Annotated in this window: 11 protein-coding genes and 1 pseudogene; 1 reads left to right on the forward strand and 11 read right to left on the reverse strand. The window is 43.4% G+C overall.

Features of this window, described 5'->3' with window-relative positions:
- Positions 1–45: 45 nt before the first annotated feature.
- The 5 genes and pseudogenes from lepA to QQZ12_RS05530 form a co-directional block, all read right to left on the reverse strand.
- Entirely contained in the window at positions 46–1,863 is a 1,818-nt protein-coding gene (gene lepA, locus QQZ12_RS05510; RefSeq protein ID WP_102992987.1) for a translation elongation factor 4, read from the reverse strand.
- 130 nt (positions 1,864–1,993) lie between these two features.
- Entirely contained in the window at positions 1,994–2,335 is a 342-nt protein-coding gene (locus QQZ12_RS05515) for a DUF3679 domain-containing protein (protein ID WP_102992988.1), read from the reverse strand.
- A 10-nt stretch (positions 2,336–2,345) separates the two neighbouring features.
- Positions 2,346–3,479, reverse strand: a complete 1,134-nt coding sequence (gene spoIIP, locus QQZ12_RS05520; protein ID WP_102992989.1) for a stage II sporulation protein P — start codon at positions 3,477–3,479, stop codon at positions 2,346–2,348.
- Positions 3,480–3,660: 181 nt separating this feature from the next.
- Positions 3,661–4,053 (reverse strand): annotated as a pseudogene (locus tag QQZ12_RS05525) (GPR endopeptidase); the annotation flags it as partial.
- On the reverse strand, positions 4,022–5,797 hold the full coding sequence (locus QQZ12_RS05530; protein ID WP_102992991.1) for a recombinase family protein: 1,776 nt from the start codon (positions 5,795–5,797) through the stop codon (positions 4,022–4,024). The pseudogene QQZ12_RS05525 and the gene QQZ12_RS05530, both read right to left, overlap by 32 nt.
- A gap of 435 nt (positions 5,798–6,232) precedes the next feature.
- Here QQZ12_RS05530 and QQZ12_RS05535 point away from each other — a divergent pair, with 435 nt between their 5' ends.
- A complete protein-coding gene (locus QQZ12_RS05535) occupies positions 6,233–6,541 on the forward strand; it encodes a hypothetical protein (RefSeq protein ID WP_102992992.1) in 309 nt (102 codons plus the stop codon).
- Between the two features lie 178 nt (positions 6,542–6,719).
- Here QQZ12_RS05535 and QQZ12_RS05540 read toward each other — a convergent pair whose 3' ends face one another.
- From QQZ12_RS05540 to QQZ12_RS05565, 6 genes are all read right to left on the reverse strand, one after another.
- Positions 6,720–7,292, reverse strand: a complete 573-nt coding sequence (locus QQZ12_RS05540; RefSeq protein ID WP_102992993.1) for a hypothetical protein — start codon at positions 7,290–7,292, stop codon at positions 6,720–6,722.
- 430 nt (positions 7,293–7,722) lie between these two features.
- On the reverse strand, positions 7,723–8,040 hold the full coding sequence (locus QQZ12_RS05545) for a hypothetical protein (protein WP_102992995.1): 318 nt from the start codon (positions 8,038–8,040) through the stop codon (positions 7,723–7,725).
- Positions 8,037–8,351, reverse strand: coding sequence for a hypothetical protein (locus QQZ12_RS05550; protein WP_102992996.1), 315 nt, complete (start codon positions 8,349–8,351; stop codon positions 8,037–8,039). The genes QQZ12_RS05545 and QQZ12_RS05550 overlap by 4 nt, the downstream gene beginning before the upstream one ends.
- A 201-nt stretch (positions 8,352–8,552) precedes the next feature.
- Positions 8,553–8,837 carry a hypothetical protein gene (locus tag QQZ12_RS05555; RefSeq protein WP_102992997.1) on the reverse strand — a complete coding sequence of 95 codons (285 nt, stop codon included), beginning with the start codon at positions 8,835–8,837 and terminating at the stop codon, positions 8,553–8,555.
- A gap of 457 nt (positions 8,838–9,294) precedes the next feature.
- On the reverse strand, positions 9,295–9,765 hold the full coding sequence (locus tag QQZ12_RS05560) for a tol-pal system YbgF family protein (RefSeq protein WP_102992999.1): 471 nt from the start codon (positions 9,763–9,765) through the stop codon (positions 9,295–9,297).
- A 70-nt stretch (positions 9,766–9,835) separates the two neighbouring features.
- The gene (locus tag QQZ12_RS05565; RefSeq protein ID WP_284724080.1) at positions 9,836–15,559 is read right to left on the reverse strand and encodes a DNRLRE domain-containing protein; all 5,724 of its coding nucleotides are present in this window, start codon (positions 15,557–15,559) and stop codon (positions 9,836–9,838) included.
- Between the last annotated feature and the right edge of the window lie 234 nt (positions 15,560–15,793).

Raw genomic sequence — 15,793 nt, forward strand, 5'->3', positions numbered from 1 at the left:
TCAAAAAAGCCGCAAGCGGACTCATTTACCGCCTGCGGCTTAACCTCACTTGCTGTCGTCGATCTTGAGAACCGCCATGAACGCTTCTTGTGGGACTTCCACACTTCCAACCGCTTTCATGCGCTTTTTCCCTTCCTTCTGCTTCTCCAGCAGTTTCCGTTTTCGGCTGATGTCCCCACCGTAACATTTAGCCAACACGTTTTTGCGCATCGCGCTGATCGTCTCCCTGGCGATGACTTTGTTGCCAATCGCCGCTTGAATCGGCACTTCGAACATCTGGCGTGGAATCAGTTTGCGCAATTTCTCGGTCAGCGCGCGTCCGCGTTGGTATGCGCGATCGCGATGGACGATGAAAGACAGCGCATCCACCACTTCCCCGTTTAAGAGAATATCCATCTTCACCAAGTTGGATGCCTTGTAACCGATCAATTCATAATCGAAGGAGGCATATCCCTTGGTGCTTGATTTCAATTGATCGAAGAAGTCGTAGACGATTTCAGCCAACGGCAATTCATAGGTTAGCGTCACCCGGTTAGTATCAAGATAATTCATGTCGAGGTAGTTGCCACGCTTGTTCTGGCAAATCTCCATCACCGTGCCGACATAATCGTTAGGCACCATGATCGATGCTTTCACATAAGGCTCTTCGACGCGTTCGATCTTCTGCATTTCCGGCATCAGGGTCGGATTCTCAATCTCTAGCACCTTGCCATCCGTTTGATATACTTTGTACACTACGCTCGGCGCAGTCGTAATCAACGGAATGCCAAACTCCCGCTCGATCCGCTCCTGGATGATCTCCATGTGCAACAGCCCCAAAAATCCGCAACGGAAACCGAAGCCGAGCGCTGTTGACGTCTCTGGTTCATAGGTGAGCGAAGCATCGTTTAGCTCCAGCTTTTCTAACGCCTCCCGCAGATCATCGTATTCTGAGGACTCCACTGGATACAGCCCGCAAAATACCATCGGATTGATCCGCCGGTATCCAGGCAACGGCTCATCGGCAGGATTGTTGGCATCTGTAATCGTATCGCCGACGCGGGTGTCGCGAACGTTTTTGATGTTAGCCACCACAAAGCCAACCTCGCCCGCCGATAACTCGTTCATGATCACCGGATGAGGAGCAAACGCGCCCACTTCGGTGATGTCGTATTCCTTTTCCGTGGCCATCATCCGCATGCGCATGCCTTTTTTGATCGTACCGTCCACCACCCGCATGTAGATGATAACCCCTTTGTAGGGATCGTAAACGGAGTCAAAAATCAGGGCTCTGAGCGGAGCGTCTGGATCGCCTTCTGGCGCAGGCACCTTTTCCACTACCTGCTCCAAAATCTCCTCAATCCCGATCCCCGCTTTGGCCGAGGCGAGCACTGCATCGCTGGCATCAAGACCGATGACGTCTTCCACTTCTTTCTTCACCCGTTCGGGGTCTGCGCTGGGCAGGTCGATTTTATTGATGACGGGAATGATCTCCAGATCGTTCTCCAACGCCAGGTAAACGTTGGCCAGCGTTTGCGCTTCCACGCCTTGGGATGCGTCCACCACTAAGAGCGCCCCTTCGCACGCCTGCAAACTGCGGGACACTTCATACGTGAAATCCACGTGCCCCGGTGTGTCAATCAGGTTCAAAATGTATTCTTTCCCATCTTTGGCCTTATACGGCAGGCGCACGGATTGCAATTTGATGGTGATGCCGCGTTCACGTTCCAAATCCATTTTGTCCAAGAACTGATCTTGCATTTCCCGCTCGCTAAGCGCTCCGGTCTTCTCGAGGATCCGGTCGGCCAAGGTGGACTTGCCATGGTCGATATGAGCGATAATCGAAAAATTGCGGATGATTGCTTGTCGTTCTCTCTTATCCATTCCCGTTCATTTCCCTCCTGCGTGCATAGCAAGACTGCATTGCTTAATTATAACAATCTGCCCCCCGCTCTTCAATGCATTTCCTGTTCACCTACCAGTTAACCATAAACGGGCAAAAAAAATAAGGCTGTCAATCAGCCCAACGAAACATCCACGCAGCCAATTCGCGTGTGAATTGCCTAATCCCCGCGCCTACTTCATTGCCCATGGCGGCCATGAGATTGGTGCCCTGCCGCACTTGCGCAACCATTTTCTCCTGATTGGCCACCGATGCGGGGTGTTCGGTCTCTACCGTTTGCCCCAGGACAGCGATTTCTATCCGTCCCTGCGCTGTCGGGGTGATCTGTATCGCACGCGGCGCTCCCTCCGTCCCTTGCATCGCCTGCATATTTTTTTCCGCATGGCTAATGCCGATGCCGATGCCAACCATGAGCATGATGATGAGACAACAACATTGCAGTATGACGCGCACTTCACTCACCTCACCGCCCGTTCGAGACAGGTTTGGCCTTGCCGATTCGTTCCGCGATGACGCGGGCCAACACCTCTACCGAACGGTTCGCTTCTTCAAACGTATTATCCACCCCCCCAACCTCAACGAGCAGGCTGTTGGGTGACAACGATTGGTTATACTCTCCGTTGTTCCCTTTTTCGCGCTTTTTAATAATCACTGTGCTGCAAATTCCGGGAACCACCTCGTTCAGCCGTTTGTACAACTCACGCGCCAGCCGCAGATTCTCCTCATAATGCTTGCTTTCCCTGCCCACCACAAAAGCGAGCCGGGCATAAGTTTTACCATTAACCACTTTGGTCGTCTTGGGTCGCCGTTGGGCGTCACGATGTAAGTCAATCAAATAGGTGACATCCTCATGTTGCGCCATGGCAGCCTTCACCATTTTTCGCGATTGGACATACGAACCGGAATTCCATGTGTATTTTCGTTTGACAGTCACCGCCCCTACGCCCATCTTCTCCAGTTGGTTGGCCATATGCTTGGATATAGTGGTAATATTTTTGCGTACGTCGGAAGCCAAGCGGGGGTCTTTCTTTCCTAACTCCGGCAGATAAGACTCCCAAAAATGCGTATTATAAATCAACACTTGTTTATTTTTGATCGAACCGGTGGGACGTTCATTTACATCTTCATCGGGGTCTTCCATCGCTTTGATGATCTCTTGCTCCAATTCCGGAGGCGGCGGGGATTCAATCGGAATCGATGTGTAATCAAAATCGCTACTCGCCACATCGATTTCACTGTCAAACAAGTCATACATGGGAAGTTCCTTTCCTAAATACGTCCGCGGGTCTCTCAGATCAATGCTAGTGGCTAATTCCAGAGCCATTCGAGACGCGATCTCTTCCATTCCGGCTTCCTGCATCTTTTCTTGCAGATACGGGATATTTTCACTCATCGCCATCAACAGCGTTTTGGACGAGATATGGGAGGTGATGCGGCTAAATTCTGCAGAAGCCAATCGGCTTTTGGCTTGTCCCATGGCGAGCGCCCCCGCCAAAGCGAAAGTGAAGGCGACAGCAAAACAGAGCAGGACGAACGTCTGTCTCGTCCTAGGTTGCGACATGTTGACGGTGATAAAGCTGTGATACCGTTTTTTCACCAGGTCCACCTTCTATCAATTCATCTCTTCCACAACTTATGAGAGACGAAATCGAAGTAGAACCTAGCACGCTTCATTTCAAAGGCTGATAGAAAAGAGAGCACCTTATCCTTCGGCAAAAGAAAAAGGGCCCTGCCGGCGCAAAACAGCCGTTCATGACCCATCTTCCACAATGCCCCGCTCAACCCACATGCGAAGCCACGTTATCCATGGTCACCGCCCCGTGCAAGGCGCAGTTCAATCCGTTAGCCAACAGCTTGGCCATGTTACCAATGAAAGAATCCACTTCTTTGGGGGTGACGATCAGATTTTGCCCGAGCGGCGACAACACTTCGTGGATCAGTTGCCGCTTCTCTTCGGGATCGAGCGACCCAAACATCCCCATCATGCGCGTCTGCGTTTCCGGCGGCACTTGGTAATTTTGCAAGTCCCGCACACTCGGCCGGTTATGCGGATCCAGCGGATTGCCGCGCACCCCGTGCATTTCCCGTCCCAGATGGGACAACACATAATCGATCGTGTCATGGGCGATGGTCACTGCATCAACTACTGTAGGAACTCCTACTGTTATTATTTTGCCGGTATGAATCTGTGCCGGCATGATCAAAGGCCGCAACCGTTTCTCGCGCGCAACTCACCGCCTCAAAAAACTTGACCACATCAAAGTGAATCGCTACCTCAATCGTCTCCTCGCGGACCGTAACATGATCCACAATGCTTCCCAACATTTGTCTTTTTTCCTCCGTGGTGGCTTGGTCAAACAGCGCTCCCCAATCCAACAACAGATCTTGCAACTTGAGCACATCAATCTCTGAAAGCCCATTGGCATCTTTCAGCGCCTTCATCTCTTCATACAGCCTTTGCGCGTTTTCCAACTCTTTTACTGCTTTCTCATACAACTCCTTAAGCTGGGCTTCAGAAAAAGGGGACTCCTCACCCATCAAAATCTTCAACAGATGGTTATTGGCGTTTTCTTTTGCCCTTTGCCATTGCTCCATGTCTTGCTTCGCCTGTGCTAGCTTCTCTTCAATCTCCTTGGAGGCGTTTAAGGTCTGTTTTTGAATCTCCACCAACACATTGGAGTTTACCATTTCCTTCAGATATTCTTTTACTTTCTCAATCACCGCAGACTCGATCTTCTCCGCCCTGTGTGAACCTTTCTTTGCTCCGCATGCCTGAACCCCTGCTTTAAGCCTTTTCAGGCACCTGTAAATGCCATACAATTCGCCTCTTTTGGTTCTCTTATGGTCAAGCCAATCCCTCCGGCTACCATAAGTCATGCTGCTCCCACATTCACAAGTTAGCACACCCACGAGCAGGCCTTTGCCCGTTCCTTTTCTGACGGGGGTGTTGCCACCAAAATGTGACGCGACATCTACTCTGGCTTTTTTCATTTTCTGAGCTCTCTCCCACACCTCGGCAGGAACAATCTCATACTCAGCCCAGTACCGCTCGGACACAAGCTCCTCTCCTTCTTTGGTGTACTTTTGATAGGAACCAAACTCTCCTTCTACTTTTTTGGTTTTTCCATAGGATAAATACCCCTTGTAAATGGTGTTGCGGAGAATTTTACGAATCCCTTCTGCTTTCCACTCTCTACCGGTTCTCGTTTTTAACCCTTTTTCGTTTAAAATGCCTGCGATTTTTAACATGCCATACCCCTCAGAGGTGTAAAGCCGGTATATTTCTTTCACCACTTCCGCCTCTTTGGGCTCAATCTGCAACATATTGGACATTTCAGGATGATTGATATATCCATAGGGTGGGTTGCCCCCAGTCCAAAACCCTTCCTTATGAATCAATTTCATCATGTCAGTGACACGCACTTTGGTGTCCATGGACGCTTTCTTGGCTGACCAAAACTCAATGAAGTTTAAGATCTCATCCGCATCTCCGTTATTGGTAAACTCCCTGTCCTTGTCCACGACCCATATGCGGCAATGCCGCAGAAACCGGATGGCATGGTTCAAACTTTCGGTAGATCGTCTGCCGATTCGGTCCAGCTTGTACACCAACAAAATGTCAAACAAGCCCTTTTTGGCATCCTCAAACGCCCGATTCAAACCCGTTCTCTTGCTGACATGCGTGTGGAACCCGGACACGCCCGCCTCCACATACTCCAGCCCTGTAAATATCCAATCCGGCTTATTCGCGATATATTCCATGCATTTCTCTTTTTGCAGGGGCAGATCATTCTCATCTGAAATGGGTCTGGCGGACATTTTCCCTGTCCTGGAAGCTGCTTTCTTTTTCCCCTGGCTTGTTTGCTTGTTCGTACTCGCCCTCATGAACAAAGCAACTCGTAGCTTTTCCCCCATTCTGTCTATCTCCTTTTCTATCCTACTGTCATATTATTGCTGGTATTATACATCGATTGAGAACACGGAAGCAAACAAAGAAAAAAGGAGAGATTTAATCCTCTCCCCTTCCCAGCTGATTTTTCGCCTTCTGGCTGTAATACCTGGAAGCGACCTGGATAAAAATTTTTTGGAAATCATCCACCCTGCGCTCAATCTCAGCAGATGACAACTTGTTCTTTGCATGGACTATTCTAATGTTGTAATCAGTCATGGTCATGTCAGCCCTTTCCACTTCTGATCAACATTATTTCCTATATAGACGGTAGCCATTCCATAGGGCCGATAGACATGTGAAGCAAAAAGAAAAACGATTTTGAAGCTACTGGCCTATTCATCAACGCTCTAGTAAAATCTAATGGATAATTAAGTATCTACTCACTGGAGGCAATTAAAATGAAAAATGTATGTTTCTGCGATGAAACCTTTTACATTCTTGTTGAAGCGGAAGTGTCTGCTGATCCGATTTGGTGTAACACATGTAAAGCAAACTTAGATCTTGATGAACTACCCATATCAGAAGAGCTAAAAGCAGAATTACATGAATGGAATACCACGTTTGGTAACCATCTAGCCTCCCATCATTACAATGGGATAACACCATCTTTTGCGGAATCGGTAAATGCAGATGGGGAAAAATTAGCCAAAAAATTAAGCGAAGAACTAGCAAACACATATAAAATCGAATATCACCCTTACAAATAGATCATTGAAGAGAAATAGACGGCTTCCCAAAGCCGATTAATTCCCTAAATGTTTTGTCAAAAATATAATCCACCATATCCACTCTATTTCAAAGGGCACAATCCATCTGATTGTGCCCTTTTGTACATGACATCCACATTATAAGATTTGTAAGGGGTTCATTAAGCCTGACTGATTTTCAGCACTTATGTTGATGATTGTACAATTGCTTAATCAATCTTTCCGCTGTAGTATCACAATTCATTTTGGTTATATCTTCAATTAAAAAAATGGACTCTCCATCATTTGATCCATTTGACGAAATGCGAGCAATCGTAACCTCTTCCGTATTGATCTCTTTAACAAATCCAGTGATGTCATCTTGGCTCTCAGTTTCATCAATGCAAATGGTTACGATTAAATTTCTTGCTTGAGCAATGGTGAGAGATTCTACAAATAGATTAGATTGTTCCGTTACGGCACCGTTTAAGAAATCCTCATGCCTCTGCTTTTGAAGCGTGTACAGTAGTCTCAGCCTTTGTTCATACTCTCCATGAACATCTACTCTGAAGACATCTTCGATTCTTCTCATGATATAACCATCATTTGTGCCCTCAGGAGTTACATGTTTCATAACAAACTGCTCATCGGAGATCGCATCTATAAATCCAGCAGAGAAATTTCCCGGCTGATTCCGGTCGGAATAAACAGAAACAATCATCCCTTTATAAAGCGAACGCTTTAAAGCTTCAAGTATACGGCTTTCTCCCATTTGTCTCATCCCCTTGATCGGCCGCCACTTCTATCCGCCAACTTATTGGGCAGACACGCTCTAATCAATCACCTTGACTAACTTAATGCCTAATTCTTACGTGTATATTATTGGTACAAAAATATACACACTGAAACAACTGTGATAACAACATAATTTAACAGCAAGCCGAGAAATTCGTTATTTTTAAAATCCTTCCTATTAGGAAGGATAAGTATCCAGGAAAGCCAGAACAGAGCTAAAAAAATACAAAGCTGCATTTCATCTTCATTTAAATTGAATTGTTTAACTATGCTTATAACCAACATATAAGCTCCTATGTACAAAGCAAATGTAACTAGCTTTAACTTCAATCGCACCACCTGCGCAAAAAAATTTATATATTAAATATATCAAATAGCATCCTATTTATATATCTTTTATCACATTTTCATTTAGTGTTAGTAAACGAATGAATGATTTTTTTCAATCTAGATACACCTACTATTTCGCAAATAATAACTATGGAACTTAACAAAATTCCTCCCACAAATAAAAATAAATAAAGCATAGCAATAGCATAACGATGTTCGGAGATAGTTATCATCATGTCCATAAACAAATCGACTAATATCGATGTAAAAATCGGAATCTCTAAACAAAGCCGCATAAACGAGCTCTTGCGTTTCTCAGCGATTACAAAAAGAAATAGATATAAGATAAAGAAAACACTTGCTGCAACCATACCTATAACCATTGCTGTATTCATGCTGACTCTCCTTTTTTAAAGCATTTCTCCAATGTCTCCTCTAGTTTATTCGATTCTCGAAGAATAAAAAACAAACTAATGATTAACGCAACCAATAACATTAGCAAATTAAAATATGCAGCAACATATTGCTGTTTCAGTAAACTGGTAGATAGATCGATCGATATTTTTATAACGGAACCGATATAAACAGGAATCCAAAGCAAGAGTTTTACTGATTTTACATTTCGCCATTCCGCTAGATATAAGATAAAACCAAAGGCCACAAAAAATAATATAATGACCACAATTGCAAGTGCTACTTCCAACATGGTATTCTCTTCTCCTCTTTCAACCATTTCATGCTGGATAAATTCTTCCTTCACACCTAACAAATCGGGCTTAAGGCTTGATCACCTTTTATTTACGACTGATATTAACCCCCAAACCCTATAGGGAATATCCCACTCTTCATTCCCCTCCTAAACTGAAAAGGAATATGCTCAAAGAGCATATCCCTTTTAACATGAGCATCAATATGAAATAGGCATATATTTATACGCTAAAACACTAAGCACACAGTCAAATATAAAAAAGCCTAAAAATAACTTTTTGTTCTGGGATAAATAATCCTTTTTATTCTGTGCAAATAAAAATTTAACCAGAAACGATACCCATGGAACCACCCAAAGAAACCCTACTTGTAATAACGACTTTAGTTCATCATGAACATAATCCGTTAAAATAAATAATAATCCTGCTACTAGAGCACTTCCTATTGCACTTACATTTTCTTCTATTTTTTCTTTTCTACTCAATTTCTATTTCTCCCTTAGTTGTTTCCCCCAAATAGTAATTACTCTGTAGTTAAATACGAAAATAATGATATAAATAAAACATAAAGGGTAATCTACAATTCTTCTATAAATCGTCCCTTTTAGTTTAACGTTTACCTTCCACTTATGTTCAAGCCAAACAATATTTATCCCATTAATTAAACATAAAAGCAACGCATATTTGATACTATTAAAATATATACACACCAAAATAAATGACATCAAAATATAATTAATAAAAAGAAACAGAATTACCTTTCGATAGTTATCATTAAACTTCTCTTTCAGTTCATTGATCATCGTCTTAAATCCCCTTTGTTTAATAAGGTGGCAAGTACTGTTACATACCACCTTATTAAAAAGGAGTTCAATTTAACTTTGACGCCCGATTGAGCTGCACAATCCTGGGATGTTCAACAAGACACCCATTACACATTTTTCATCCTTGGTCTTCAAATAACTGCGTATATTTCTTTCTCAGTCTTTGATATCTTCGTTTAGATAAAGAATGTTTCATACAATATTGATAAACCTCATTTGCTTTGTCATTCATACCTTTTTCCAAATATGCTATTATGATTTTGATAAATTGATCTTTCACCTTTATCCCTTCCGCTTGAATCAAAATAGGATAGGCTTTATCAAAATAAACGATGGCCTGATCTATTTCCCCCGTATCATAATAAAGCCTTCCTATATTGTAATTTAATACTGCTCGCTCCAACTCATTTAAATCTCGTTTCAATCCCACCTGCAATGTTTGAATGGCTAATTTCTTATTTCGCAGAAGAAACTCATAATTATGGGATCGTTCTAAGATATCATTGAAGGTACGGATTTTTTTGAAAAAACATTGATAAATAAGCCAAGTAATTACTAAAACACCGATAAATAAACGGATCCAGCCCAATGATATAACCTCCATTTGAAAAGAGCTAGAAAAAGATTTATTTCTAGCTCTTTATTATTAACTTACAATATTACCAACGGTTAATTCGATTATGAAGATACCGCTCTACTCGTGTTAAACCTTTATCAATCGATCTACCTACATGAGTACGATCAAACCAGCCCTCGTAATTAAATAGCTTGTTTCCTGCAGAAGCTATTCTACTGGCAGTACCTATTACATTTCCAAGCAAATATCCTCCGAGTGCTCCACGAAGAAATGATTTGAAAGATCTTCGCAAAATATATTTTTCAAACAGATGAAATTCAGACCTTAACTTTCTATATGTCTTAAACCCTGCACCAAATCCTCCTAAAAATAAGAATGCAATGTTTGTAAGGGTATTTTGTCTCATATCACTAAATAGTGCAGAAACAACTCGATGTAATAACTTTTTTAATGATCTTTTAAAAGACCATCGTCCAGTAGGATCTATGCTATTTACAGGATTATTTTCTGCATACGTATACTTATTCAGACTCAGTGGTTCTTTTTCAAATCCCTCAAATGTATCCCTCGTCAAAAATCTTCCCGTCTCTGGATTATAGTACCTGCTTTGCAAGTAATACAATCCCGTTTCCTTATCATACCGATAACCGGCATAGGTATAGGGATTTTCAACCGTACCCGTTTGGTTGACGAGGTTTCCAAATGCATCATAGGTATAAGTGTTTACAACAGCACCTGTTTGATCCGTGAGTGCTACCACATCCCCATGCCCGTTCAACTGATAGAAATACGTCTTTCCACCACGAAACATGCTAACAGGTTCATTTTCTGAACCATAGGTGTAGCTCGCTACAACCGCTCCACTTTGATCTGTTTCATACGCCACATTGTTGTTTTGATCATAATGGAACGTAATGGTACCCGATGCCGTCGTCATCGTCTTCCACATGCCATCCGCACGATAGGTGAACGAAGCGATCGTATTTCCTGCGCTGTCTTTAACAGTGGTCAATCGGTTATCCACGTCATAGACGTACGTCTTGTTGCCATCACTTAGCAGGTTGCCGTTGGTGTCGTAGGTGTAGGTCGTACCGTTGACGGAAGTAAGCTGATCTGCATCATCATAAGTATAAGTGGTTGTCGTCACCGTTCCGCTTGGAGACGTTACCTTTTTGGTTAGACGATTACCCACAGCATCATAGGTGTATTCATAAGTCGTGCCATCGGGACGGGTTTCTTTGGTCAATTGATCAAGTTCATCGTACACATACGAGGTCGTGCCCGCTTTGGATGTGACTGATGTAATATTGCCTTTATTATTGTAAGTATAGACAAAGCTGTCAATCTGGTTTCCGTTTTTGTCAAAAATGTCGCGTGCTATCAAATCTCCCGCGCCATTATACCGGTTGAAGGTCATGTTGCCGTCAGCCGTTTTACGGCGAGCCACTTGGTCTTGCTCGTTGTAGTTGAACCATGCTTGGTTGGTACCATTGGATGTGATTTTGGTTAGTTGATTGTTCCCATTATACCCATAGTCTTGTGTAATCACTGTAGATCCAGCGGTCAGCTTTTGTTGGGTTACGTTTCCATTGGCGTCATAGGTATAATCCGTTTGATTGCCATTTGGCTCTTTCACTTGTTTCAGGCGGTTGTCAGCATCATAGGCATATTCAGTCGATTTGCCGCTAACTACATCGGTTTCCTTGGTGAGGTTATTGTTGGCATCATAGTTAAAAGTGTATGTTTGCGTACCATTGTAGGAAATAACGTCTTGTCGGTTAACACTGTCGTAGCCATACGAAACACTGTTACCGTTCGGGTATGTGATCTTGGTTTGGTTTCCATTCATATCGTAGTCATACGTTGTCGTTTTGTTATTAGCGTCGGTAACACTTTTTATTTGATTTAATTCGTTGTAGGTATAGGTCGTTTCCTTGTTTTTGGCGTTGATGACCTTGGTTTTGTTGCCCGCCGCATCGTATTGGTATTCGGTGGTGTGATTTTTCGCATCAGTCACCTTGGTCAGGCGATCCAGCGCATCGTAAGTGAACTTCGTCGTGTCCAATCCAACCTTTTCACTGGTCGTGTTGCCAACCGTATCATAAGTGCGTTGTGTGACCCGTTGCTCAGGATCGGTAGTTGACGTTTCATAGTTGTTGTTGCTGTCATAGCCATGGTAGGTGGTAATGGCATCCGGCACCACTTTAGCCGTGTCAAACCAAGCTGTTCCCGTTTGATTGCTGTACTCATAGTACACCCTGATTCGATCAAAGGGTTTGGTTGTTTTTATTTCGCTGGCAATATGTTGCCAATCGTGAGACTTTGAGCGATCAAAGTTAAATGTAAACTTCTCCACTACATCAGTTCCCACACTGGAATCATAGGTATTGATAATGTATCCGTAAATGCCATTTGGGTTCGGATTTTCCGTTTTGGAAAAGCCAGATACAGTTAAAATCGAACCCGCTCCACCCTTTAAGTTGACATCTTGGTACACCGTTTTGTATTTTGCCGAATCCCCAACCAGCTTCACTGAACGTGCACCACTATATGTTTCTGTGGCATCTAGGCCGTCCCCTGCCGCTGTGTCTCCTTGCAAATACCAGCGATCTGGAATTTTGTCGCCAGCGGGATCGAGATCCCGTTCAAAGTCGCTGTTTTCCAATACGTTATAGGCACCGTAATGCCCTTCTTCGATTTGCAAGCCATCAAACCAGTACGTTCCACCATATTGACCATTGATTCCGCTGATATACCCGCGTATTTGCAACTGGTCATATCCTGTCAATGTTCCCGGATCGAGAGACAAGTGGATGCGGGTTGCTTCTTGCGTACCTGTGATGCCAGCACCGGCGATGGCTGTGGACGCTCCAGTTTTAGAGTTGAACGCAAACGCATAGATGCTACCTCGTCCTTGGGCACCACTCGTTTTTACATATCCGCTAAGTACATAGGTTTTATTGGGATCATAAGCAACTTTATCACTGGCAATGGCCGTAGCCCCAGAGACATTGGAAATTTTGATGCTTTTATTCCCCAAAGTAATGCCATCTGTTGTAAGGCCTGTACTATCCCAAGAGATATTAACTGATCCACTCGGCACTTTGCTCCAATTGTCCGGCCAATTATCACTGTTGCGATCCAGTTCAAAGCTTCCATTGATAGCCAAGTTGTTGCCGGGGCTCATCGCCGATGTCTCCGACAAGACGTTGCCATAGGCATTGTATTGGGTCGCAGTTGATTTTTCGACTGGGTCAGTGGAGGCCGTCAAATTATTTTTGTCATCATATTCATTGGTTGTGGTGTTGCCGTTGGCATCTGTTTCCGTCACCGGATTGTTCTTGCTGTCATAAGTGGTGCTACTCGTGTTGTTGAGTGGCGTACTGGTGCTAGTCAGATTTCCTTTCTCATCATACGTATAATTGTAAGTACCCGTGCCGTCGGTTGCGTTGGCGTTTCCGTCTTTGTGGCTGATCAATTGGTTTTTGTCGTCATAATCAAACTTGTTCTTAATATTGAAACCAGTCGGATCTTGCGTCGTTTGGATCACATTCCCATACGCGTTATGGGTATAAATCGTTTTCGTTCCTTTTGGATCAGTGACGGTGGTGGTGTTGTTTACTGCATCATAACTATATGTTGATTTCGCCGTTTGTTTCGCACCATTCACTGTGATGGGATAAGAAACAGCAATTACCCGGTCACTGTCCGTATCATAACTGATTGTTTTCGTATGATTGTTTGGATCGGTGATCGATATCAAATTGTGGTTATCATCATAGCCATATGACTCTGTTGACACCACCGAACCTGTTGCATCCTTGTGTGTGATGCCAATCAAATTGCCGTTCGCGTCATAGGTGTACTCTACTGAACGATTAGCGGGATCGGTCACTTTGCTGACTCGGTTGTTGGTGTCATAAGCCAGTGTGATTTGTCTACCTGACGCGTCGGTAATGGACGTGGGCAGGTTATCGGTATAAGCGATCGTTGTCGTGTTATTGTTGCTATCAACAATCGAAACCAACTTTTTGGCTGAGTTAAAATTGTATTTTGTCTGATCCGATGTGACTAGGGTAAAGGTACCGTTACTGTTTTTCACTAATTCTAAGTTGACTCCATCAGGCGCTTTATAGGTACCCGTTGGTACTCCGCCCGATCCATATTCCGGTATAAACGTATGTGTGGTACCATCGGCATCTGTATAAGCGACAGGCCCGCTAGATTCCATGGTTAGACTTTGTTCTAGGTTGGAGATCCAACCATAGCCAAAAATACCACTTTTGTTTGAACGGCTGTTATAAGCTCGTTCCACTGACAAACCTGGACCGCGGCCACTGATACTGACATCCGTATCCTGCAAATAGTAGTTACCGTTATAGGTGTTCACATTAGAAGCAGCCGTCGTCCAGAAACTTTCTACTCCTATCGGATCAATGGTATAAGTAATGGTCAGCTTGGGCTTTTGCGAGTTGTTTGGATCAGGATCGAGATAGTCACTGGAACGGAATCCTTTTCGGTTATTGCTTTCCGAATTCAGGCGTAACATTACCCCATAGTTGGAGCTGGTGCCTGCATACCATTGTTTTGTTAGTGAAGTGATATCAAAATCATAAGCTCCCACAGCTCCAACCGACTTCGTGGAGATAGGTGTTGTACCAGATGATGGTTGGTTGCTTCCCTTGATATCAGTAGAGTTCCAATCCGAGGTGACTGGATAAACATTGACTTGCTCTGTATGAGTGGTTGCGTATTGATGCAATGTAAGCGTCGCTGACGAAATGTTCGCTCCACTCAACAATGGAGATAGTGCGAACTTGAGATACGAACGATATTCTCCCGTACCATAAGTCGGATCAGTATAGGTCCCTGTGAGCAAATATGAAGAAGTGCCAAAGTTGACATTTTTACCATTAGTGGAATTTGTGACAGTGGCATCGTATGTCTTAAGTGCACCTTGCACCGAAACAGATGGATCAATCACCACTGGATATGCCCGCTTTTCATCCTTTAACCAAGCAGTATCCACTTTCAAATCTATAAACGTTTGGTTTTTCTCCTCACGCAATTCATATCGGGCACCAAAGGATTGTTCGTCATTGGCATCCACCATGAAAGGTCGAGGAATGGCAAACACCGTGTTACCCTTGTTATCTAAAAATGAAAGGGAACCGTCTTTCTCTTGTTTGACATCCACATTTTTCGTTTTTAAAGATAACGTATAGGTAGACTGTCCCGTGTATTTTTGCAACACCCAGGCCTCTTTAAAACCTGTATTGGTGACATAATAACTCAAATCCGTATATGGATAAACCGAGGGGTACGTCACTTTGTTCTTAGCTTTTTTCGCGGCTACATCGGCACCATCAACTAAACCGAAATCGATGTGGGCTTGTCCCAATTGCAAACGAACCACTTTCTTGCCCCGGCTACGTGGGGCAAACCCCACTTGAAATTGGTTTCCTCCATTTGTGAGGGAAAGTTCAGCATCGTCCACCGCGGCCGCTCTTTTTAATTTGACATCTTTTATCTCTTTTATTTCGTTATCAATTTCTATCCATTTACCATCCTTTTTATAGTGAATGGGCTCCAAATATTCTTCCAAAGTATATGTCTTTTTATCTGGAGATATATAAGTTTTCGAAGTGGCAGTCCGCATGTGTTCCAATTCAACTGGCTTGGGTGCAGGAGCAGCCAATACATCAAATGCTACTTGCGGCCAGAGAGTGAAGATCAATGCCAATACAATAGTAATCGATACAATGCTACGAATTCGCGCGTATCGTTCAGCATAAAAAAATTGCAAACATATCCCTTCTTTCTTCACATGCTAGTTGTTTCGTGACACAAAATAGTCACAACTACATTATATAATTTAATTACTTATAAATAATAAATCAATTATTTTTTATCTAGTTTTTAAGTATTTTTTATAAACAGATTATATATTTTATCCCATTTTAAGTAATTCATACTCTATTATGTAAAAGGTACTTCAAAACGATTTGGGAAAAATAAAAAGCCCAGCACTTACTTGCCA

Source organism: Laceyella tengchongensis, from assembly GCF_900182735.1.
Classification (GTDB): domain Bacteria; phylum Bacillota; class Bacilli; order Thermoactinomycetales; family Thermoactinomycetaceae; genus Laceyella; species Laceyella tengchongensis.